Below are 20,707 nucleotides of genomic sequence, written 5' to 3'. Positions count from 1 at the left end.
GTGTCATCCGGCCGAGTGCCAGTGCTGATCGTGCGTCCGGTGGGCCTCGGTCAGCCCGTTGCGGAAGAATCGTTCGTAGTAGTCGTTCTCGACGTGATGGGCCTGCAGCCAGACCCCTGGCACGTGAATCGTGTCGCAATGGGCGGGGAATCGCCCATGTGTCTCGTAGATATAGGTGCAGATGTCGCGCGTGCAGGCGATGACGTCGGCCGAGTAGTCGCTCGCCTGGCGCAGGTACTGGGCGCCGAATTCGCCTCGGTAGATGCGCTCGAAGAGCCCTTTGTCAGCGTAGATGCCCTTCGGTCCGAACTTGTCGGCCACGACGGTGTCGACCGCGTCGCCCATGGTGTCGTAGTTCGGTGGGCACATCGCCTTGATCAGATGCTCCCCGTTGTGACGCAGGCCGACGGCGGTCGCTCGCAGGTTGGAGTAGCGCGGCAGTGGTACATGCCACCGCAGGAGGTCGGCCGGTCTCCACCGGGGGATGGTCCAGTCGAAGTCGAGCATCGGACCGTAGGTGGTGCGGAACTTCGGGTCGCCCAGCATGATCGGCGGGGCCAGCGAGGCATGGATCCACGCCCCCAGCCCCATGGCATCGGCGGTAAGCATGAGGTTCTGCAGCAGCAGGTCGGCCTCGATCTGTGTGCGCATCGCCCAGATGGCGCCGAGCGGGAGTTTGTTGTCCTTGTTCAGGAAGCCTGACTTCACCCACTTCTGCACACCCGCGGAGCGGTAGAAATTCCGGTCGTCGACGATCGCCGGTCGTGCTCCCTCGGGTTGGGTCAGCAGATACATCATGCCGTTGATGTACTGCCGGGACAGGTCCACCACCGGGAACAGGACGGTGGTCCCCGGCAAATTCGAGAGAAATCGGTTGGAGTCGAGGTAGGCCGGGAAGTCCCGGTTTCCGTGCGGTACGTCGATACGGTGGTCGAGCAGCCGCACCTTCGCCTCGGCGGCGCGTGCACACAAGGTCTCCGCGTCGAACGCCGCTGCTGAGCCATCGGTGGGGGGAGGCAGGCCGCGCAGGAAGTACGTGCCGGTGTCGTTGATCAAGAAGAAGTGTGTGCCTTGGGCATTGTCGGGGCTGCCCGCGGTCCGTCCGGCCATGTTGAGATTGGGCTTGGCCATGATCGGCTTGCCGTCACGGGGATCGCTGAACGGGCGGTCCGGCATGGTGAGGCCGGTGCACCCCGTCATGGCGACAAGGATGGCCTCTTCGAGGTCCGTCAGGGGTGCGCGCGGCTCGGTGGAGGCCCAGCTCATCGAGCCGGCCTCGACGGAACTGCCACGGCTGACCCGGTGGGTGCGGCGGCGCCGGATCGACTCGATCAGCGTGCGGTTCAGGAGGGCGTCGAGCCCGGCCCGGCTGTGTGTCTTCATCTGGTCGGTCATGTTTTTTGTCCTTCTCCCTCGTATGAGTACGGGTCAATCGGTTTCCGGCCGGCGCTGGGGCAAGGCGTCGGCTATCGGGCGCGGAACCGCGCTTCTACGGTCTCGACGAGACCGGCGATGACACCGTCGGGTGAGGGGCTGTAGTGAGGAACGGCCCATCGCGTGATCCTGGCGTCGATGATGGTGGGGCGACCGGAGGCCAGTGCCGCATGGAACGCGTGCTCGAACTCGTCGAGCGTCTCGACGAGGTAGCCGTCAGCTCCGCAAGCACGCGCGTACGACACGAAGTCCGGATTCTGGAACTCGACGAGACCGGTCTCCCCGTACGTCGTGAGCTGAAAGAGCTTGATCAACTTGAACTCCTGGTCGTCGAAGATGACCCAGATAACGGGAATCCCATGCTCGACGGCAGTCATCAGCTCAAACCCGGACAGCGAGTAGCAGCCGTCGCCGCAGCCGACGACGACTGTCCGCTCCGGGTGCGCGACCTTCACCCCGATGGCACCGTTGACATGGCCCGCCATCGGTCCGAACGAACCGGCCTTGCGGAAGTTCTGCCCCTCCTCGAGTTCCACGTAGTACCCGAGCCAGGCCAGGTGGGCACCTGCGTCGGCGAGCAGAACACCTTGCGGAGGCAGCATCCGGCCGATCGCCTGCGCGAGCTCTCCCGGGTGGATCTGCCCGCTCAGATGGGTGATGTGCCGGGCCTCGTAGTCCCGGCCGTCGACCTCGACCGCCGGCACCTCGCCGACCTTTCTCTCCAGCACGTCGACGAGGGCCGCCACCGCCGGACGCGCGTCGGACAGGAGCGTGTAGTCGGGCCGGTACGCCTTGCGGAACTCGGTCTCGGAGATGTTCACGTGGATGAGCAGCTTGTTCTTGAACAGATCTTCGCGATAGTTGAATGTGGCGTGCTGGTTGAGGGAGTTTCCGATGCACAGCACGACATCCGCCTCGCGGAAGGCCTTCCACGCACTCGAGTGGCCACTGTCGGCGAAGACGCCCACCGAGAGTCGGTGTCCCTCGGACACGATGCCCTTGCCGTCCAGTGTGGTGAGCAGTGGGATCTGGAACCGCTCGATCAACCGCTTGATCTCCGGTCCCGCTCCACTGCGGACAGCGCCGAAGCCGACGAGCGTCACGATCCGCTGCCGCCGGGTGAGGGCGTCCGCCAGCACCGATGCGATCTCCTCCACGCGCGCCGGGTCGGGCGGCACCGGCGCGACGTCAAGCCGGATCGGTCGGAAATTCGTAACCTCTGCGCCCCGGTGGGTCAGGTCCTCGGGAACGTGGATGTGCACGGGCCCGGGCCTCCCCTCGAATGCGATGTTGACCGCTTCCTCCAGGACGTCGCACGTGTCGGCGATATCGGTGAGCAGGAAGGACTTCTTGGTCGTGGCCGCGAACATGGCCCGTGAGTCGGGTGTGCCGTTCACGCCCGAGGTCTCGTTGAGCGAGCCCCAACCTTGCCATTTCATCGTTGCGTATCCCGAGACGGCGAGGACCGGGTAGGAGTCGGACATCGCCACGGCCAGTCCGGAGAACAGGTTGAACGCGCCGGGTCCGGCCGTCGCGAAGCAGAAGCCCAGCCGGTTGGTGTACATCGCGTAGCCACAGGCCATGAAGGACGCGGCTTGCTCGTGTCGCGTGATCACCGGCCGGATCTGCCGGGAATGCTTGAGCGCCAGCATCAGGCCGGCGGCGTTCTCCCCGGCACCGCCGAAAGCGGCCCGCACCCCGATGCCTTCAAGCCCTTTGACGATGGCTTCATAAACTCTCATCGACCCTCTCTCAGTTGTGCCGCTCGTTTCTCCCGCTGCGCCGTCGTCTCGCATTGTTGTTCACAGCCGTCGGTGCGTCCTGCTCCCGCACGCGGATTGGGCCTCTCGGGCGATCTGCCCGTGACACTCTGTAATTGCCGATGCCGCAAGCTGTTTTCCCTGTTGAGTGGGGGCTTGCCGGCCGACGCGCTCCTGAGGGGGTGAGGCGAAGGGATGCCCGCATGACCTGGTTCTCCGGTTCCCGCCGCATTACCGCCTGGCAGGGCTTCCTGCTCGGGCTGGTGAGCGTGGTACCCGGCATCGCGGCCGGGCTCTGGTTCTCCTCGTGGGCGCCGCATGTCGACGACGTAGGGCTGCAGTTCGCCGGTTCCGGGGCAGCGGCTCAAAAGGTGCTCGGCGGGTACGCCGCAGACTTTCAAACAGCGCTGCATGCGGACTACGCGGTCATCGCCGGTTACTCGGCGACCCTGCTCCTTGTTCTTCTGCTCGGCCGATACGTCTTCGCCGGCCGCCGGGGTCGCCGGATCGGCTGGTGGGCGATGGCAATGACGCTGCTGGGCGCCGCGTGCGACGTGACGGAGAACGTACTGCTCAGCTATGGCCTGCGTCGTGGGGCTGTCGGCAGCGACCGGCTCTTCGCGCTCGCGACCGGGTTCTCAACCGTCAAGTGGCCGCTGCTGGCCGCGGCGGCTGTCATCGCGTCGGCCGTGTACACCACCACGATGGCCCGCGCCGGCAGAGCCGTCCCGGGGGAGCTGGGGCGGAGGCTCGCGCCTCGTGTGCCGCAGGTCCTGCGACGGCTGCTCGCTCGGCTCACCAGCGGAGGAACCCCGCCTGCCCCACGGTGTCCGGACCATCCGGGCGTACAGGGTGTCGCTCCACCGTGGCCGGTGCTGCGCGCCGACGGCGCGCGCTGGCCGACGTACACCACAGGACGGAGCAGCGGCGATTCGCATCGGAAGGATTCCCCGCTGCCATCGACTCAGTGGCGCAACGAGGGCACGCGCGCGCCCGGGCGGAACAACGCCGCACTCGGCTTCTGCGTCTCGGGGGGCGGCATCAGGTCGGCGTGTGTGACGCTCGGTGCTTTGCAGGCCCTGCGCGCTCCACTGCTCAAAGCTGGATACCTGGTGTCGGTGTCCGGCGGTGGGTACACGGTGGGGGCCATGAAGCTCGCCCTGGCCGGCCGGGGCACCACGCCGCCCGGCGCCTCACCTGACAACGTCTTCGAGCCCGGCTCGCCGGAGGAAGCCCACCTGCGCCGGCACTCGAAGTACATCGCCGACGGAACCGGCGAGTGGCTGGTCGCGCTCGGTGTTCTGCTGCGCGGCCTGCTCGCCTCGCTCTTCCTGCTCACCGCCGCCACGGCGACCCTCGGGCTGGCTCTGAGCTGGGCCTACCACGCGGTGCCGGTGACCGACCTGGCCTGCCTCACCGAGCGACGTACCCGGTACGCCGTTCACTGCCCCCACCCCGGCTCGCCGCTCTTTCACGGACCCGCGGTCCGCGCCGTCCTGGCTGTGCTCGGCGCGGCAGCCGTCACCTGGCTGCTGTGGCTCCTGACCTATGCCTCGTGCCGCTCCGACGCGCCGGCTCGGACTCTGGCCAAGGCGTTCCAGGCTTTGGTACTGCTGACCGTCGGCCTGGCCGCGGTGGTGCTGCTCATCCCCCTCGTGGCATGGGGCGCGGTGTTCGTGCAGGCCCGGCTCAGGGTGAGCCGCCCGGACGCGGCCGTGAGCGCCGGGATCACCGTGCTGCTCACTTACATCGCCGCTCTGGTGAGCACGTTGTGGCGGCGCCGCAAGACCGTCCAGCGCGGCCTGTCCAAACTGCTTGCTCTCGCCCAGGGCAGAGCGGAACTCACCCGAGCCGTCCCCAACGGATTCACCCAGTACCTCGTGGTGTGGACCGTGCTCATCTTGCTGGGGGCCGCCTTTCTGCTCATCCTGGGCTGGACCACGGCCACGGGCCGTTCATGGCCGCACTTCCAGCAGATCGCCATTCCCAGCGCACTCGTTGTCATCGGCACCTGCCTCGACCAGACCTGGATGAGCCTGCATCCCTTCTACCGACGCCGGCTCGCCTCGGCCTTCGCGGTGCGCCGCTTCACCGACGTCGACGGCGCCCAGATGGCCAAGCCGTACGACTTCAATACCGAAACCACCACCCTCAGCACCTATGGCGCACCACAGGACACCGCGACAGGTGAGAGGTTCCCGCATGTCATCTTCGCCGCCGCGGGGAACCTGTCCGGCAGCGACCGTACACCCCCCGGGCGACGAGTGGTCTCCTTCACCCTCTCCCACGACTACGTCGGCGGCCCCGATGTCGGCTACGTCTGCACTCGATGCCTTGAGCACCGCACCAAGCGCCACATCGTCCGGGACCTCACCGTCCAGTCCGCCATGGCCGTGTCCGGCGCTGCCTTCGCCTCCGCCATGGGCGCCCAGGCCCGGACCTTCCAGACCCTGCTGGCCCTGTCCAACGCACGGTTGGGTACCTGGCTGCCCAACCCCGCGGCGATGGGTGAGCTGTGGCAGAACCAGGGCCGCTGGGAACTGCCCCGGTTCCCCGCGATTCGTCGGTTGCCGTATCTGCTGCGGGAAGTCTTCGGCCGTTACCCGATGGAAGACCGGCTACTCCTCACCACCGACGGTGGTCACTACGAGAATCTCGGGCTGGTGGAACTGCTGCGGCAGGGCGTCCGTACCGCTGTCTGCATCGACGCCAGCGGAGACACCCCGCCCTTCGCCACCACCTTGGCCCAAGCCATCACCCTGGCCCATGAAGAACTGGGCATCATCATCACGCTCCACGAACCTGCCGCGCTGATCCCGGGCAGCGGCACCCCACTCGAGCCGGCGAGCATCCTGTCCACGCTCAATACGCGGTTGTCCAAGTCGGCGGTCATCACCGGCGACATCATCTACCCAGAACCGCTGGAGATCGACGGAGAGTTGCACGACAATACTGGGCAACTGATCGTTGCCCGTGCCACCTTGACCAACGACCTTCCCTACCAGCTGCTCGCGTACGCATCAGCCAATCCGGTCTTTCCCCGGGACAGCACGAGCGACCAGTGGTTCGACCATCGACAGTTCGACGCCTACCAGGCCCTGGGCCACCATATCGGCACGCACGTGCGGGAACTTCTCGAATGATCTACGGTCATTTGCTGCGGGGGTCGATGTTGACAAGGAACTTCCAGATCGTCAGAACCCCGACCGCCTGGGCGGTCAGATAGGCGATCTGTACGGAGAAGCCGCGCATCTGATAGATCGAGACCAGGAGTCCGATCCGGCTGGACCAGAAGCGCCGCTCCCTGCGGAAGGTGTCGGCGTCCATCGCGAGACTGGTCAGCGTCAGCACCAGGAGCATCAGACAGATACTCATGGCTGCGTTGCCGAGCTCCTGGTCGGTGGCGTGGTTCGCCAAGGTGCCCAGGCCGATGAGCAGTCCATAGGTGGCCCCCAGACTCAGCGCACGTGCCGGACCCCGGCGTCCGGGGAGCAGACGCCACAATGCCCCCAGGACGAGCCCGGCACCGGCCCAGGTGAGCTGTAGGCCGATGAACGTCCACACCAGGTCGGGCACACCCATGGAGTCGTGCAGCAGCTTCATCCACCAGTACTCCTGCCTCGCGGCCAGCCAGACGAGGAACAGGCTGAAGGGAATTCCGATGGTGTGCGCCAGGAGCGCGGCGCGCCGGGCGTTGTCCCACCAGTTGGCATGCGGACCCCAGCTCAGGGCGACGTCCACAACCGTCACCTGGCTGGGAAGCCAGGGCCTGGCGGCGTCCGCGGGCCCGCCCGGAGGCCGCCAGCGGTGCAGATTGCTGAGCTCCCGCTCCATGGCGTGCCGTGTGGGCGTGCCGCCGCCGTCCTGCCCCTGTTCCAGGCGGCGTAGCTGGGTGTGGAGTTCGCGGTAGCGGCGTGCACGCCCCGTCAGTTCGTTGTGACTCGCCTCGGAGATGGCCTCGCCCACGGCCGGAGCGAAGGCTCCCCCTTCCAGGCGCTGCATCAGCACCGCCAACCGCTGGCCCACCGCCAGCAGGGCATACAGCGCGGCGACGCCCAGAGCTAGCCAGAGACCGGCCAGCGCGTTGTTGCCCGCGTACGAGGTGGAGATCTGCCTGCCCACCACCACGACACTGAACAACACGGCTGTCAGCAGCCGCTCGAACCCGTTCGGCCCGGAACAGGGCACCGGCCGGGCCAGCGCCCGGGCGCGGAGCAGCGCCGCGATCGCGATCCCCGTCAGCACCCAGGTATGGGTATACCCCCAGGTGGGAATCTGGATCGGGAAACTGACAAGGCCCTCACCGATGTCCAGGACGTACAGTGCCTCGTACTCGGGTGCGGTGCGGTCGCTGAGCCAGGTGGCGCGCTCCCAGGTGCGCTGACCGGCCCGTACGTACCAGCCGAGGGTCAGCAGCGTGACCAGGGCCAGTACGACCCCGGTCCCGCGCAGGCGCATAGGGGCCGGGAAAGCGCGGAGCATTCCGCCCTTCCGGGCGAGGTGCCACAGCCACGCCGCGATCCCGGTCAACCACAGCCACAGGACAGCCGTTGCCACCGCCGCCAGTGTGATGATGCCGTAGTCGGGCGGCCGCTTCGCCAGGAGCAGCGCGGGGGGAAGACCGAAGAGCGAGGGTGCCGACGCCACCAGCACACATCCCGCCGCTGCCAGCGAGGCCGCCACCAGCATGGAGCGCCGGGGGCGGGCCAGAACCACCAGCGCCCACCCGGCGAGTGCGCCGATGAGGACCTGCCAGCGTTTGTCGTAGTCCCACCAGCCAGGACGTCCCATCACAGCGGTGATGACGTTGGGCGTCCCTGTGAACAGCAGCACGGCCACACCGATGGCCGCGCTGAGCAGCCCCCATTGCAGGAGCGACCGTCCGGCGCTCTGCTCCGTCGCGGCGGGCGTCGTACCGGCAGGCTGGCCGCGGGCACGCAGCGCGGCCAGCGCGATCAACACCGAAGCGCCCACCCACGAGCTGGCCAGGCCCGCGTGGCTGACGATATGCCACGGCTCCACCGCCCCGCTTGCTGCCCAGGCCCGCTGCCACGGCGGCGCCAGCAGCACCGTCACCGCCGGGCGCGGCTTCCCGGCGGTTCCCCGCCACACCAGTTTCCCCTTGCCGACGGTCGACGGCGTGGGTGAGACCTGATGGGCGGCGAGCCCGGCCAGGTCGACCTCGATACGCTCCCAGTGGGCGTTCTTGAGCGCGGTCGGCTCTTTGAGGACGAGCTTCCAGTGGGCCGCGCCGACGTCCATGAGCCATGGCCCCACCTCGAAATGCCCACGGTGACTGATCCAGGACAGGGTCTCGTACCGCACATTGACCCTGGAGTCTTTCGTCACCTGCGGACTGTGCACGCGCCACTCGTCGGGCCGGTAGTACTGGCGCTTTTCCTGTTCTCGCAGGAGGCAGCGCATCGCGCGTTGGTACCGGGCGGAGTCTTCGCCCAGCAGCAGGTCATTCGCGTGGACCCAAGCCATCGGCACCCGTACCGTCATGGTCCCCTGCATCAGGACGTAGGTCCGGCCGTGGTAGGTGAACCGGACCAGGGCGTCCGTACGGGCATGTTCGAGCTGCTCCGCATGGCAGCGGTCACCGGCGACCGCCGTGGCCCGCGCCGACCAGGATCCCCACCATGTGAACGCCAGAAGCACCAGCACCGCGTACCGTGCCCACCGGTTCATGCCGCGGATCCGGAGGCAGCCGCCGAGTGGCCTGTGCGCCCCTCGCCGGAGCGGTACCGGGCGGTGGACCGTTCCGCTGAATCGGTTGCCATCGGCCTTCCTGCCCCACGTCCGGATTGCTTCGTCGCACAGGGCGGGGTGCGCCCCCCTCCGCGAGGGGCGCCGCCTGTGACCGCCGAGACGGGATCGTTCAGAACACTTCTACGCGGGACATCCGCTGGAGGGTGTGCACAGCAGGATCGCCCGGTACGGCTCTCCTCCGGACTCCCCGTCAGAGGAATTGCCGGCATTCGGCAGGAACTGCCATTGCGAGGGCTTGGCGTGCGTGGTCCGGTCCGCCTTCTCCACCTGGGTGCGGAGCGTACGAGCCTCGGGGTCGTTCGTCTCCACCAGGACTTCTCCGTCCTCGAGTGCGAAGTGGTCGTGCAGGAGGCACAGACCGAAACGGTCGAGGTTTCCGTGCTGCTCCAGCAGGACGGCCAGGTCCTGCACGAACTTCGCGTCCTGCGGCCCGAGCCCCTTGGCTTCTTCGAACCGGGGGAGCGTCTGTGTCTGGGTGACTGCTTGCTGCGGCATAGCTATCTCCATTATCGCTTTTTGTGATGATGTGACTACAATAAGTCACCATATGTGGGTCCGCAACTTAGCTTGTCCTACCTTCCAAGCGTGGGCCTGAGTCGATCATTCGTAAGATCGGCGGGCCCGGGGGGTCTGGGTATGGCTGTGAGCTTGTCGCCGTTGGATTCTTCACTGACCCACCTCGGCGAGCAGGGGACGAGCCTGCTGATGGCCAAGTCCCGGCACAAGAAGCCCGAGAGCTGCGCCGCTACTTCAAGCCATCCCCAGAGGCGATCGCCGAGGTGACCAGTCTGCTGGCCCCTGGCGACCGCCGACGCTGAGCCATGGTCAACTGCTGGCCAGGCGTCAAAGCGATGTGACCTCCGCGGCGCGGGCAGCGTGGAGGGGATCAGTGGTATCCCAAGCCCGTGGGTGCCGCGGCCTGGTGTCGATCTTGTCCACCACGTGCAGTCCCGCTGTTTCAATGACGGTCAGCAGTTCGCGACGTGTCCTGAGTCCGAGGTGTTCGGCGAGGTCCGAGAGGATGAGCCATCCTTCACCTCGTGGTTCGAGATGGGCGGCCAGCCCGTCCAGGAAGCTGTGGAGCATGGCGCTGTTCGGGTCGTAGACGCCTTGCTCGACAGCAGAGGTCGACCGGGCGGGAATCCAGGGCGGGTTGCAGACGATGAGGCCGGCGCGGCCCTCGGGAAACAGGCCAGGACCCACGACATCGATGCGCCCGGTGAGATTCAGTCGGCGGACGTTTTCGCGGGCGCAGGTCAGTGCGCGCGGGTTGATGTCGGTGGCCACGATGTGGTCGAGTCCCCGGTGGGCCAGGAGGACGGCGAGCACGCCTGTCCCCGTGCCGAGGTCGAACGCGGTACCGGGACCGTGGGTCACCGACGCAGGGAGCGGCGTCCGTGCGACCAAGTCGACGTACTCGCCCCTGACTGGTGAGAACACGCCGTAGTGCGGGTGGATGCGAGCGTCGAGGGCCGGCACCTCCACGCCCTTCTCCCGCCACTGCTGCGCGCTGATCACGCCCAGCAGTGGGAAGGAGACCACCACAGGTTCGTGCGCCGGGCCGTATGCCTCGGTGCACGCCTGACGCACATCGGGAGCTCTGCGCAGGGCCAGGGAGTAGTCATCCTCCAGCAGCACGAGGAGTCTGCTCAGGACGTGGGCCCGGTGGCTGCGGGCCCGGCGGTGCAGATGGAAGGACTCAGCCGGGGTGAGGTCTGGCATCCCGCCCTGAACCAGGACGGGACATTGCGGGCCGGGGCCGAGGTCGCCGAACTGACCGGCATGGTCGACCTGAACGGCTACCCGGCCGGCACGCGCATCATCGTCCGGCGGGAACGTCCGCACCCCGGTGCCCAGCTCTCGCTGTTCGGCCAGGATGAGGGCCTGCGGCGTCAGGTATTCCTCACTGACACCTCGTTCACCAGCGGCTCCGCCCAGTTCCTCGAAGTCCGCCACCGCGGGCATGCCACTGTCGAGGACCACATCCGCATGGGCAAGACCACCGGCTTTGGCCGCTTTCCCTCCCGCCACTTCACCATCAACTCGGCCTGGCTCGAACTCAGCCTCGCGGCAATCGATCTCCTCACCTGGACGCGCGTCCTGCTACTGGACGGCGAGCCGGCCACCGCCGAGCCGAAGAAGCTCCGCTACCGCCTGCCGCACGTCGCCGCGCGCCTCACCCGAGGCGGCCGCCGTCTCCGCCTGCGGATTTCCGCAACCTGGCCCTGGAGAAACGAGCTGGTCACCGCCTTCCAGCGCCTCGCAGCACTGCCCCGCCCAGCAGGCTGACCAGCCGCCCTGACCCTACGACCCGAAAGACCTCGGAGAACCCGACCACCGCGCCGGGACCATTGCATACCCGTGAAACAAAAACGCGTCAGACACCCAACAGCTGACGATCACCAACGCCTCGCCGTCACAACCGAAACAGCGAGGTTAGAGACATCTCCGTCGACGAGCGCGACTACATCCTGCTCAGCCGCCACTCTCGGCGCCGTGTCCGACTCAAGCAGTCCGCAATCGGGGCGCTGACCGTTCTCACCGTGCTCGCCACGGTATTGGCGCTCGCCATTTGATCATCCATGGGCACCGGCGATGCTCCGGCCTTGGCACCGTATTAGTTTCTGTCAGTGATCAGGCGTACACACCGATGGGGAACGGAATGCCGTGACAACATTCTTAGAGGGCGAGTCAGCCGCTCCCCGACTATCTTGACGAGGGCCAGCACATCATTCACGCCGCCCGCCGACGCTCGGACCGCGGCCGCTACACCTACGCCGCCCACAAAGGCGACTGCGGCAACATCCGCGCCGCCATCGACTTCCTCAACTGGCTGGAGACCCGTCACCTGACATTGCAGACCCTCGAACAAGGGCACCTGGACGCCTGGGCAAGCGCCAGGCCGACCCTGCGCGCACGTGGGGTCGATCGAGGAGAACGGGGACGATCTGCTGCGGCTGCCGGGGTCGATCAAGTTCGGGCACGCCACAGCCTCGTTGATCGTGGGAAAGCTGTCCGCCTCCTCCGGGCAGAACACTCCGGCGGCGGCGCTGAAGGGGTACGGAGCGCTTCGCCGTACTGTCTACGCCGCCGCCATCTGGCGGACGAGACCTACCCCAGGAAGATCGCCCGGGAGCTGAACAAGGGCGAGTCTCTGCACTCCCTTCGCCGCAGCCTGCTGTACGCGCACGAGGGCACGATCCGGCCGCCACTTGGCCGCGCAGACCGAGCAGGCGTGGTGCCTGACGCCGCTGACCAACTCGGTGGTGACGTGGACGACGGAGTACTACGGATTGGCCATCGCGCAGATGCGGGCCGAGGGCCGGGCGGTCGACGACGAACTCCTCGCGCACATGTCCCCGGCCCACTCCGAGAACGTGGACTTCTTCGGCACGATCGCCGTGGGAGTCGACACCGAACTCGCCAAGCTCGATCCGGCCGGCTACCACCCGCCGAGGTCTCGGCGCCCGGACCGGCCCTGAGGGGGCAATGCCCTCGTAGCAGCAGTTGAACCGGCATACAGCACCGGTCAGCCCTCCGGCACCGGTTGTGGCCCGGGGCTGGTACCGGCACAACGCCTCTATCAAGGCTGACCGCTCCCGTTGTCCGTGAACAGGTCCCGGGCACGGCGCAGCAGTGCCTCCCGTACATCGTCCGGGGACAGGACCCGGAGCGGGGTGGCCAGGCTGAGCAGGTATCTGGCGAGCCCGTCCGCGTCGGGGCCGCCGATGTCGACGATGGTGGCGTTCGGGCCCTCCGGGCGGTGGGTGCCGACCGTCGGCGGGACCAGCCGCAGCGCTTGCTCCATGGGCAACGGGAGGCGGACGGTCACATAGAGCGGGTAGGCGCCGGTTGCGATCGATCGGGAGACGAGCAGTACCGGGTCGGGCGGATCGAGGAGTTGCACAGCATGCCCGGTCGGCCGTATATGAGCCACCCGGTCGGCCCGGAACGTCCGCCACTCGCCCCGCGTCACATCCCGGGCGACGAAGTACCAGCGGCGTCCTGTGTGCACGAGCCGGTACGGGTCGACGTCCCGGGTGGTGGCCTTCCCTTCCCTGTCGCGGTACGACAGGTGGGCGCGCTCGCCCCGGCGGCACGCGGTGGCCAGTTCCAGCAGCATGCCGGGCGCGATCTGCGGCTCGTCGGGCCTGGGGGTGTGCACAAAGGCGGCGTCCATCTCACCAAGTCGGTCCGCGATCCGCGGTGGAAGGACCTGCCGCAGTTTCAGCAACGCCGACAGCGCGGCTTGGTCGCCGCCGAGAACGCCGCTGAGCGCTGCCTCGCGCAGCCCGACGGCCACGGCGAGTGCCTCTTCGTCATCGAGGATCAGTGGCGGCACCCGGTTCCCGGCCCTGAGGCGATAACCGCCCCAGGGCCCGGGGTCGGACTCGACTCCGTAGCCGAGTTCCCGGAGCCTGGCGACGTCCCGACGCACCGTGCGCTCGGTGACCGCCATCCGGTCGGCCAACTCACCGCAGGTCCACGAGGGTCTCGCGGACAGCAGTGAGACCAGTCGCAGCAGGCGGGCCGAGGTGCTGATCACATTGTGAAGTGTCCCGCATGACCAGGACCGAACCTGTCCTGGTCCCGTCATAGCGTCTGCCCCATGAGCACTGGAAAAACATCCGCACCCGCGATCCGCTATTCGGCCATCACCTTCGACTGCCCGGATCCCGCCGATCTGGCCCGCTTCTATGGCGACGCCCTTCGACTGCCCGTCGCCTACTCCACCGACGACTTCGTCCTGCTCGGCCAGGAGGGCTCGGCCGGACTGGGGTTCAACCGCCTGGCCGACTACCGACGTCCCACCTGGCCAGACCCCTCCCAGGAGAAGCAAGCCCACATCGAACTGGGGGTTGATGACTTGGATGCCGCCCAGGCCCGGCTGCTCGCCCTGGGGGCAGTCGAGCCCGCAGTCCAGCCGGAACCCGACCGGTGGCGGGTCCTGCTGGACCCCGCAGGCCACCCGTTCTGCATCACCACCCTGGTCTGAGCGTGATCGGCAGACTGATGACCATGACAGCGCACGCAGGCAGAGGCGGCGAACTCGCCACTGTCCTGCTGGGGTGGCGGAGAGGCTGCACGGCTTCCCCGGCTGTGAGATCTACCTGATCAGCCAGGACGCAGCCGATCCGGACACCGTGCATGTCACCGGAGTCTGGCGGGACGATGCCAGTGCACAGGCAGCCCTCGCCGCTCCGTCGCCCGCCAACGGTCCCGCCCCGCAGATGTCCTCGCGCTGCTGTCGACTTCGCCACACCGCACGGACCTCACCATCCTGGGCGGGGTAGGTCTCCCGCCCGACGGCCAGCCCTGACGAACAAGCCTCCGACCATGGGCATGGGGCCCCGCTCCGGGACCATGCCCATGGTCGGTGCCCGGGAGCGCGCCAAGCAACGGCTCGCGTCTGCGTGCCCCGGCTTGCGAGAGTGCCGGCTATCGAGGGCCGGAGTGCCGCTTTCGCCTGTCTCACAAGCACGTCGACAAGCGCACCGGCACGAACATGGACCGCGAGGGCCTGACCGCGCTGCTCGGATTCGCCCGGCCCGGCGACCGGATCAACGTACTCACCCTGGACCGGCTGGGCCGGAACATGCGCGAGACCCTCAACCTCGTGCACGACCTCACCGAGCGCGGCGTTTTCCCGCGCACCCTCGGCGACGTACTCGCCGTGGAGACCAGAGAGCCGGGCCCGGGACGGACATGGCCATCGCGCAGATGGAACGGATCTACATGCTGGAGCGCGCGGCCGGTGCCCGCGCGGCCGGAAAGTCACGGCCACCGCGTCCGGCCGGCGGGCGGGGCTGGACGACCCGCACGGCCCGCACGCCTGGCCGCTGTCTGTCACCTGAGCGGTCTCGGGCACCGGCGACGGCGACCGCCGCCGGCGCGGCGCAGCCGGCGATCGGGACGGCTCATGCCGGGAGCGCGGCGGGCGGGGCGTCGTCCGTCTCGCGCCGCCAGAGGTATTCCGTGACGTGCTCGCCCCCCTGGTGAGATGCGTGCGGTAGGTGCTCATGGAGAGGTCCAGCCGCCTCGCCGCGGCCTCCTGAGTCACCGCCGGTCCCTGCACGTAGGTGGCGATGAGGACGCGGTGTGCCTTCTCGCCCTGGGCGTCGCCGCGCAGGCTGTCGGCGGCCTCCGCCAGCAGCTCCCGAAGTCGGTCGCCCGCCTCGCGGGAGGCCGCTCCGGCCACCAGCCTCGTTCGGGTGAGGACGCTGTGCGCCAGCACCTCGGGGGTCCGCCACGAACGGAGCGCGTCCTGCGCCGCGGCGGCGAACTCGCTTCTGGCCAGTACCTCGAACGCGGCGGCAGAGGTGGAGGGAGCGGCCGCCGGCCGGCGGCCGAGGATGTCCTCGGTGCCCACGAAGTCCAGCCACTGGGGAAGGGGCATGGCCCGCCAGTCGTGCGCGAACAGGCCGTTGGGCCTGTCGTCCAGGGGGATCGCCTCACCGACGGGCTCGTGGGCGCAGTAATCCATGAGCGGCCGCCAGAACTCGGGATCCGTCCAGACGGAATAGGTCCAGGCCACGTTCCGCTGCCGCATGTACTGGCCGACGGACCGTTGCAGCATCACGTCCGTGGCGGGCGAGGGACGCCTGGGGGACGCGGGGTCCATCAGGAAGCGTGTCACGGCGAACTGCTCGTCGCCGCGCAGCGGGCCCGCGGCGCGGCAGTGGGCCCATGCCGCCGCCACCAGCGGATCCGCCGCGAACAGGTCTGCCTGCCCAGCGTCGAACCGCAGCCATGTCATGAAGGCGACGGGCTCGTCGGTGTCGGAACGGCGCTGGACGTAAAAGCTCTGCGGTTGCTGCCCGATCCAGTGGTCGACCAGCTCCGCGGTGCGCGGTCCCTCCGCGCGCCGGGCCATGTCGACAAGAGCCCCCCGGTCCGTCGGTCGGTAGGAGTCCTCGCGGGTGCCACCGTCACCGCCGAAGGTGTAGAAGACCGGTGTGACCGTCCCCGTACGGTGCAGGTACTTCATCTCGTCCACGGAGGCCAGCAGGCCGGTCTCCGCGACCGTCAGGGCCCGTTCGACGAGATGCGCACGGATCATGCGGTGCTGGTGTTCGTATCCCTGCCGGTCGCGCCACCGCAGTTCGGCGTCGAGGGCCTCACGCACCACGTCGTGGGGGAACAGCCCGTGCCGCCCCGATCCGACGAACGGCAGCGCGCGCAACCAGCCGAACAGCTCCTCCGCGTCCGCGTCGCCCGGGTCCGGCAGCGCCGTCCGCAGCAGGTCCTGGGTGGTGGTGCGGGCGTGCGCGCACACTTCCAGCGCGCGGCGGTGGAAGGCCGACGGAACCTCGTCGACGAACGCCCGCAGGAGTGCGGTGGTGACCTCGTACGAGGCGTCCCACCGCCCGTCGCGCCTGGCGGTGTCCCCCCGCCAGGCACAGTGCCAGCGGGTTCCCCTTCGCGTATGAGAGCACACCTTCCCGCAGGGCCGCGGGGACCTGCCGCGCGTCGAGCAGGGCGGCGGCCTCCCGGTGCGACATCGCGGAGAGTCGCAGATGCCTCAGGAGCGGAGCCCAGCCGGGATCGCTCCGCCAGTCGGGACTCAGCGGACGGCGCCCTGCCACGACGATCAGGGCACGGTCCGGCAGGCGCGGCAGGAAGCGCTGCCGCAGCCACCCCTCCAGGCCCTGGCAGTGCTCGAACCCGTCCACCAGGAGCAGCGGATCGTCGCAGTTCAGCGCCTCGGCCGCGGCGCTCTCGAAGGCAGCGGGCGCAAAACCGGAGCGTCCGTCGACCTCCACCACCACGCGCCCCGCGCCGTGGGCCTCGTCGGCGAACCGCCGGAGCAGCGCCGACTTGCCGATTCCGCCGAGGCCGTGGACGTACAGCATCGCGGGTGCTTCCGGCCCGCCGGCCAGCGCCGTCCGGAAGACGTGCAGTTCTTCGGCCCGGCCCACGAAGTTACGACTGCGCGCTTCCCGCAGACGATCTTCCAGCCGTCGAGCGCGCAGGTCACCGGTGCTAGACATATGAGAACGGTAACAACCGTGCCAAGATCCCGACCGGAGGCCCCGGCGGGCGGGCCCGGCCCGCCCGCCGGCCCCCCGCTGAGCGCGTCTGGACAGTGATTGACCGGACATTGGACGCGTTGTGGTGCCGAACTGGTCTGGAGCGCGGGCCCCGGCCTCGGGACACTGGGATCACCGTCCCGCATCAGCGGGAGATGACGACCACAGCACGACGGACCGATGCCTCCGCGTGAGCGGCGGAGCCACAGGGCCCCCGGCCCCCGGCGCCCGGCGGCAACCGCACGCACCGCCCGTCGGCGCTTTGAAGGAACACCATGGTCGCGGATGCCACCGGGGGCGAGGCGTTCCAGGCGGATCTCTCGTCGCTGGCCGAGGTGAGCTCGCTGGCCGCGAAGATCGCCGCCTCAAACGACCGGCTGGACGTGCTCGTCAACAACGCCGGCATCGGCTTTCACACCGACGGCACCACACGGGAACTGTCGGCCGACGGCTACGAACTCCGCCTGGCCGTCAACTACCTGGCACCCGTTCTGCTCACCCGCAAGTTCCTGCCCCTGCTGCACCGGGGCGCCTCCCCGCGGATCGTCAACGTCGCCTCCGTCGGACAGCAGCCGATCGATTTCGACGACCCGCAGCAGGAACGCGGGTACACCGACGTGGCGGCGTACTGCCGGTCCAAGCTCGCCCTCGTCAGCCACACCTTCGACCTCGCCGAGGAACTCGCGGGAACCGGTGTCACGGTGAACAGCCTGCACCCGGCCATGTACATGCCGACGACGATGTCGAAGAGATCGGGCATGGAGATCGTCGACTCCCTGGAAACGGGGGTGGCGGCCACCCGGCGCCTCGTGGACGCACCCGAACTGGCCGACGTCACCGGCCGCTACTTCGAGATCGAGGAAGAGGCACGGGCGTCCGAGGAGGCCTATGACCCCGAGTACCGCCGGCGCCTCGCCGAGCTGACAGATGACTTGCTGAACAGCTACTGAACAGGACTCCGGACCGCCGCCTGTTCACACGGGTCCCGAACGGGTCCGGTGGACAGGCAGGGCGTACTCACCACAGCGCCGTCCGCCCGACTGCACGGCTTCAGCCGACGCTGACCACCCCCACCACCACTATGTACTGCACACCCCCTGTCCCCCTCACCCTCGACCGGCCCGGCAGGCTGCGCGGCCGCGGCTTCAGCGCGGGCCTGCGCTGCGGCGGCCTGCCGGGCACGGACCTGCTCCCACTCGTACGCCTTCGCCCACTCCCGGGTGACACCGCCGCGTATTGCCCACGCCGCGCCGGCGGTTGTCGGTATGACGGCCGCATGATCCCTACCTTCGTGTGCGGCCTCGCTGCCGTTTCTCTCCTCGCCCTGCCGCTGAGCGCGTCGGCTACTCCGGCCTCCGCCGACGCCACACCGGCCCTTGTCGCTCCGATGACGCTCGCTGAGGGCATCAGTCTCCTGCCCGTCGCCGAGGAGGTTCGCAAGGGCTACAAGCGGACCTCCTTACAAGCAGTGACCTGGACGCCGACCGCTCGCTGGTGGCGGTGACCGCGAAGACAAACCGCAGCAAGGCGGACCAGGCCCCGCAGGACTGGCTGCCGCCGCCGGCCGATGCCCGCTGTACGTACATCTCAGACTGGATCAGAACCAAGCTCCGCCGGCAGCTGTCCGTCGACGCGGCGGAGCGCAACGCGCTGACCCGGATCGCCGCTGGCTGCGGTCGGGAGCGGGTGGAGTACACGTCGGCGTCGTAGCCTGACACACCAAGATCGCCCGCCTCGTGCCCCGGGGGGCGGGCGGTCGTGCGTCTGCGAGATCCTTCTCGGCGCCAACCACGGCCCGGCGGATCCGAGACCGGTCAGGGATGGGGCGCGGCGTTCCAACTGGCCAGGATGGGCAGGAGGCGGGTGGTGGGGGAGTCGGGCTCGTTCGTGTAGACGACGAGCCGCTGGTCCGGCTCGTGCGGCGCGCAGACGATCTCGATGTCGAAGGATATTGGGCCGGCGGCGGGGGTGCTGGATGCGCTTGGTCACCGACGCGTAGTCGCGGACGGCGTGGTCGTCCCACCACCGGGCGACGTCGTCGTCGGTGGTGCGCAGCTCGTCCACGAGCTCCGCGAGGCGGTTGTCGTATGGGCGGCGGGCGATTTCCCGGCGCATCGTGGCGACGGTGGCCGAGGCGAAGTCCGCCCAGTTCACGATCCGTTCGCGGGCGACCGGGTCCTGGAACATGAAGCGGACGAATGACGTCCCCGGCTCCAGCGGACGGCCCAGCACCTCCGCCAGCAGGGCGTTGCGGGCCAGGACCTCACCGCGATAGCCGAGCAGCAGCACAGGGACGTGGTCGAGCGTATGCATCAGCCGCAGCAGCCCGGGATCGGGGCGCTGGGCCGCGTGCGGGATCGCGGCGCGGTGCCGCGCGGTGGGCGCGGCGAGGTCGCGGAGATGCGCGTGCTCGACCTCATCCAGGCGCAGCGCCCGGGCCAACGCGTCGAGCACCTCGGCGGAGATGTTGGCCTGGCGTCCCTGTTCGAGCCGGCTGTAGTAGTCCGGGCTCAGGCCGGCCAGCACGGCCAGCTCCTCCCGCCGCAGCCCCGGCACCCGCCGGGCGCCGGGAAAAGCTTCGATGCCCGCCTGGGAAGGGGTGAGGCGGTCCCGGCGGGAGCGTAGGAACTTCCCGAGCGCGGCGCGGTCGCGTGGCATTGCTCCAGGGTAGGCGGCCCACTGGCGCCCTGGGTGGTCCTGCTGTGCCCAGGTTCGTCCTGTCCTGGCCCGGTACCCGGGGCTGCCATAGAAAGGTACCCATGACTTCCCTTCACACAGACGACAGCACACCCACCACCCCCGGCTCCCGGCTGGCCGGCCGCACCGCCGTGGTCACCGGCTCGACCAGTGGGATCGGCGCGGCGATCGCCCGCGTACTGGCCGGCGAGGGAGCACACGTCATCGTCAGCGGCCGGCAGGCAGCCCGCGGGGAGTGGGTCGTCAAGGAGATCGAGCAGGCCGGCGGGCACGCCGACTTCGTCGCGGCGGACCTGGGAGGCAGCTACGAGCAGCTGCGCGCCTTCGCCGCACAGGCCACGGACGCGCTCGGCGGACGCGTCGACATCCTGGTCAACAGCGCGGGTATCTACCCGGCGACGCTGACCGAAGACCTGCCGGACACGGACCTCGACGCCATGCTCGCGGTCAACGTCCGCGCCCCCCACGTCCTGGTCGCCGCGATGGCACCGGCCATGGCCGAGCGCGGCAGCGGCGTCATCGTCACCATCGGCTCCTGGATGGCCCGGGTCGGCAGCCCCTATGCGGCGATGTACACGGCGACCAAGGCGGCTGACGAGCAGCTCACCCGCAGCTGGGCCGCGGAGTACGGGCCGCGCGGCGTGCGGGTGAACACCGTCGCGCCCGGGGCGACCCTCACACCGGGCAACGAGGCGGCCCGCGCACAGCTCGACGCGATGACCGCCACCACCCCGGCGGGCGTCGTCGTCCAGCCGGACGACATCGCCAAGGGCGTCCTGTACGTCGTCAGCGACGACGCGGCCATGGTCCATGGCATCACGCTCTACGTAGACGGCGGAATCTCCGCCACCCGCCTGGCCTGACCCCCGGCCAGCGGTGAGCAGGCAAGGCGGGTGGCTCACCACGCCGCGCGGCTCCTCGCCCGCGTCAGGGGCGGGGGGGGAGCCGCTCCGGCGGCCTAAATAGCGACCACGTAATACGCGGTGCTGTTTGGACAGTAAGCCGCCAGCAGCC

15 protein-coding genes and 2 pseudogenes are annotated in these 20,707 nt (G+C 68.9%); 9 read left to right on the top strand and 8 right to left on the bottom strand.

The window, feature by feature from the left end; all coding sequences use genetic code 11:
• Nucleotides 1-3: 3 nt before the first annotated feature.
• Together ACIRQP_RS32070 and ACIRQP_RS32065 are read right to left on the bottom strand one after the other, a co-directional pair.
• On the bottom strand, nucleotides 4-1,395 hold the full coding sequence (locus tag ACIRQP_RS32070; protein WP_403896260.1) for a hypothetical protein: 1,392 nt from the start codon (nucleotides 1,393-1,395) through the stop codon (nucleotides 4-6).
• Nucleotides 1,396-1,466: 71 nt separating this feature from the next.
• A complete protein-coding gene (locus ACIRQP_RS32065) occupies nucleotides 1,467-3,230 on the bottom strand; it encodes a thiamine pyrophosphate-binding protein (RefSeq protein ID WP_403896257.1) in 1,764 nt (587 codons plus the stop codon).
• Between the two features lie 167 nt (nucleotides 3,231-3,397).
• Here ACIRQP_RS32065 and ACIRQP_RS32060 point away from each other — a divergent pair, with 167 nt between their 5' ends.
• Nucleotides 3,398-6,337, top strand: coding sequence for a hypothetical protein (locus ACIRQP_RS32060; protein WP_403896254.1), 2,940 nt, complete (start codon nucleotides 3,398-3,400; stop codon nucleotides 6,335-6,337).
• Between the two features lie 7 nt (nucleotides 6,338-6,344).
• Here the strand turns inward: ACIRQP_RS32060 and ACIRQP_RS32055 are convergent, their stop codons facing one another.
• Together ACIRQP_RS32055 and ACIRQP_RS32050 are read right to left on the bottom strand one after the other, a co-directional pair.
• The gene (locus ACIRQP_RS32055; protein WP_403896251.1) at nucleotides 6,345-8,885 is read right to left on the bottom strand and encodes a DUF6185 family protein; all 2,541 of its coding nucleotides are present in this window, start codon (nucleotides 8,883-8,885) and stop codon (nucleotides 6,345-6,347) included.
• A 201-nt stretch (nucleotides 8,886-9,086) separates the two neighbouring features.
• Nucleotides 9,087-9,461, bottom strand: a complete 375-nt coding sequence (locus ACIRQP_RS32050) for a hypothetical protein (RefSeq protein ID WP_403896249.1) — start codon at nucleotides 9,459-9,461, stop codon at nucleotides 9,087-9,089.
• 168 nt (nucleotides 9,462-9,629) lie between these two features.
• Between ACIRQP_RS32050 and ACIRQP_RS32045 the strand changes: the two are divergent.
• Nucleotides 9,630-9,784 (top strand): annotated as a pseudogene (locus tag ACIRQP_RS32045) (site-specific integrase); the annotation flags it as partial.
• 25 nt (nucleotides 9,785-9,809) lie between these two features.
• On the opposite strand, the gene ACIRQP_RS32040 reads toward ACIRQP_RS32045, so the two are convergent.
• Nucleotides 9,810-10,688, bottom strand: coding sequence for a methyltransferase (locus ACIRQP_RS32040; RefSeq protein ID WP_403896246.1), 879 nt, complete (start codon nucleotides 10,686-10,688; stop codon nucleotides 9,810-9,812).
• 60 nt (nucleotides 10,689-10,748) lie between these two features.
• Here ACIRQP_RS32040 and ACIRQP_RS32035 point away from each other — a divergent pair, with 60 nt between their 5' ends.
• Together ACIRQP_RS32035 and ACIRQP_RS32030 are read left to right on the top strand one after the other, a co-directional pair.
• The gene (locus ACIRQP_RS32035) at nucleotides 10,749-11,255 is read left to right on the top strand and encodes a transposase (RefSeq protein WP_403896244.1); all 507 of its coding nucleotides are present in this window, start codon (nucleotides 10,749-10,751) and stop codon (nucleotides 11,253-11,255) included.
• Nucleotides 11,256-11,884: 629 nt separating this feature from the next.
• Nucleotides 11,885-12,448 (top strand): annotated as a pseudogene (locus ACIRQP_RS32030) (Tn3 family transposase).
• A gap of 101 nt (nucleotides 12,449-12,549) precedes the next feature.
• On the opposite strand, the gene ACIRQP_RS32025 reads toward ACIRQP_RS32030, so the two are convergent.
• Entirely contained in the window at nucleotides 12,550-13,512 is a 963-nt protein-coding gene (locus ACIRQP_RS32025) for a helix-turn-helix transcriptional regulator (RefSeq protein ID WP_403896241.1), read from the bottom strand.
• A 63-nt stretch (nucleotides 13,513-13,575) separates the two neighbouring features.
• Between ACIRQP_RS32025 and ACIRQP_RS32020 the strand changes: the two genes are divergently transcribed.
• Both ACIRQP_RS32020 and ACIRQP_RS32015 read left to right on the top strand, forming a co-directional pair.
• Nucleotides 13,576-13,962, top strand: a complete 387-nt coding sequence (locus ACIRQP_RS32020) for a VOC family protein (RefSeq protein WP_403896239.1) — start codon at nucleotides 13,576-13,578, stop codon at nucleotides 13,960-13,962.
• A gap of 510 nt (nucleotides 13,963-14,472) precedes the next feature.
• On the top strand, nucleotides 14,473-14,946 hold the full coding sequence (locus tag ACIRQP_RS32015; RefSeq protein ID WP_403896236.1) for a recombinase family protein: 474 nt from the start codon (nucleotides 14,473-14,475) through the stop codon (nucleotides 14,944-14,946).
• A gap of 1,138 nt (nucleotides 14,947-16,084) precedes the next feature.
• Here ACIRQP_RS32015 and ACIRQP_RS32010 read toward each other — a convergent pair.
• On the bottom strand, nucleotides 16,085-16,957 hold the full coding sequence (locus ACIRQP_RS32010; protein ID WP_403896233.1) for an ATP-binding protein: 873 nt from the start codon (nucleotides 16,955-16,957) through the stop codon (nucleotides 16,085-16,087).
• A 314-nt stretch (nucleotides 16,958-17,271) separates the two neighbouring features.
• On the opposite strand from ACIRQP_RS32010, the gene ACIRQP_RS32005 reads away from it, so the two are divergent.
• Both ACIRQP_RS32005 and ACIRQP_RS32000 read left to right on the top strand, forming a co-directional pair.
• Nucleotides 17,272-17,946 carry an SDR family NAD(P)-dependent oxidoreductase gene (locus ACIRQP_RS32005; protein ID WP_403896230.1) on the top strand — a complete coding sequence of 225 codons (675 nt, stop codon included), beginning with the start codon at nucleotides 17,272-17,274 and terminating at the stop codon, nucleotides 17,944-17,946.
• 326 nt (nucleotides 17,947-18,272) lie between these two features.
• The gene (locus ACIRQP_RS32000; protein ID WP_403896228.1) at nucleotides 18,273-18,500 is read left to right on the top strand and encodes a hypothetical protein; all 228 of its coding nucleotides are present in this window, start codon (nucleotides 18,273-18,275) and stop codon (nucleotides 18,498-18,500) included.
• An 83-nt stretch (nucleotides 18,501-18,583) separates the two neighbouring features.
• Here ACIRQP_RS32000 and ACIRQP_RS31995 read toward each other — a convergent pair whose 3' ends face one another.
• Complete coding sequence (locus ACIRQP_RS31995) at nucleotides 18,584-19,654, bottom strand: helix-turn-helix domain-containing protein (RefSeq protein WP_403896225.1); 1,071 nt, start codon at nucleotides 19,652-19,654, stop codon at nucleotides 18,584-18,586.
• 101 nt (nucleotides 19,655-19,755) lie between these two features.
• Here ACIRQP_RS31995 and ACIRQP_RS31990 point away from each other — a divergent pair, with 101 nt between their 5' ends.
• Nucleotides 19,756-20,556, top strand: coding sequence for an SDR family NAD(P)-dependent oxidoreductase (locus ACIRQP_RS31990; protein WP_403896222.1), 801 nt, complete (start codon nucleotides 19,756-19,758; stop codon nucleotides 20,554-20,556).
• Nucleotides 20,557-20,707: the final 151 nt, after the last annotated feature.

This window comes from Streptomyces sp. NPDC102274 (genome assembly GCF_044766385.1).
Classification (GTDB): domain Bacteria; phylum Actinomycetota; class Actinomycetes; order Streptomycetales; family Streptomycetaceae; genus Streptomyces.
The sequence above is the reverse complement of the archived record's forward strand: the minus strand, read 5'-3'. Positions and strand labels throughout refer to the sequence as shown.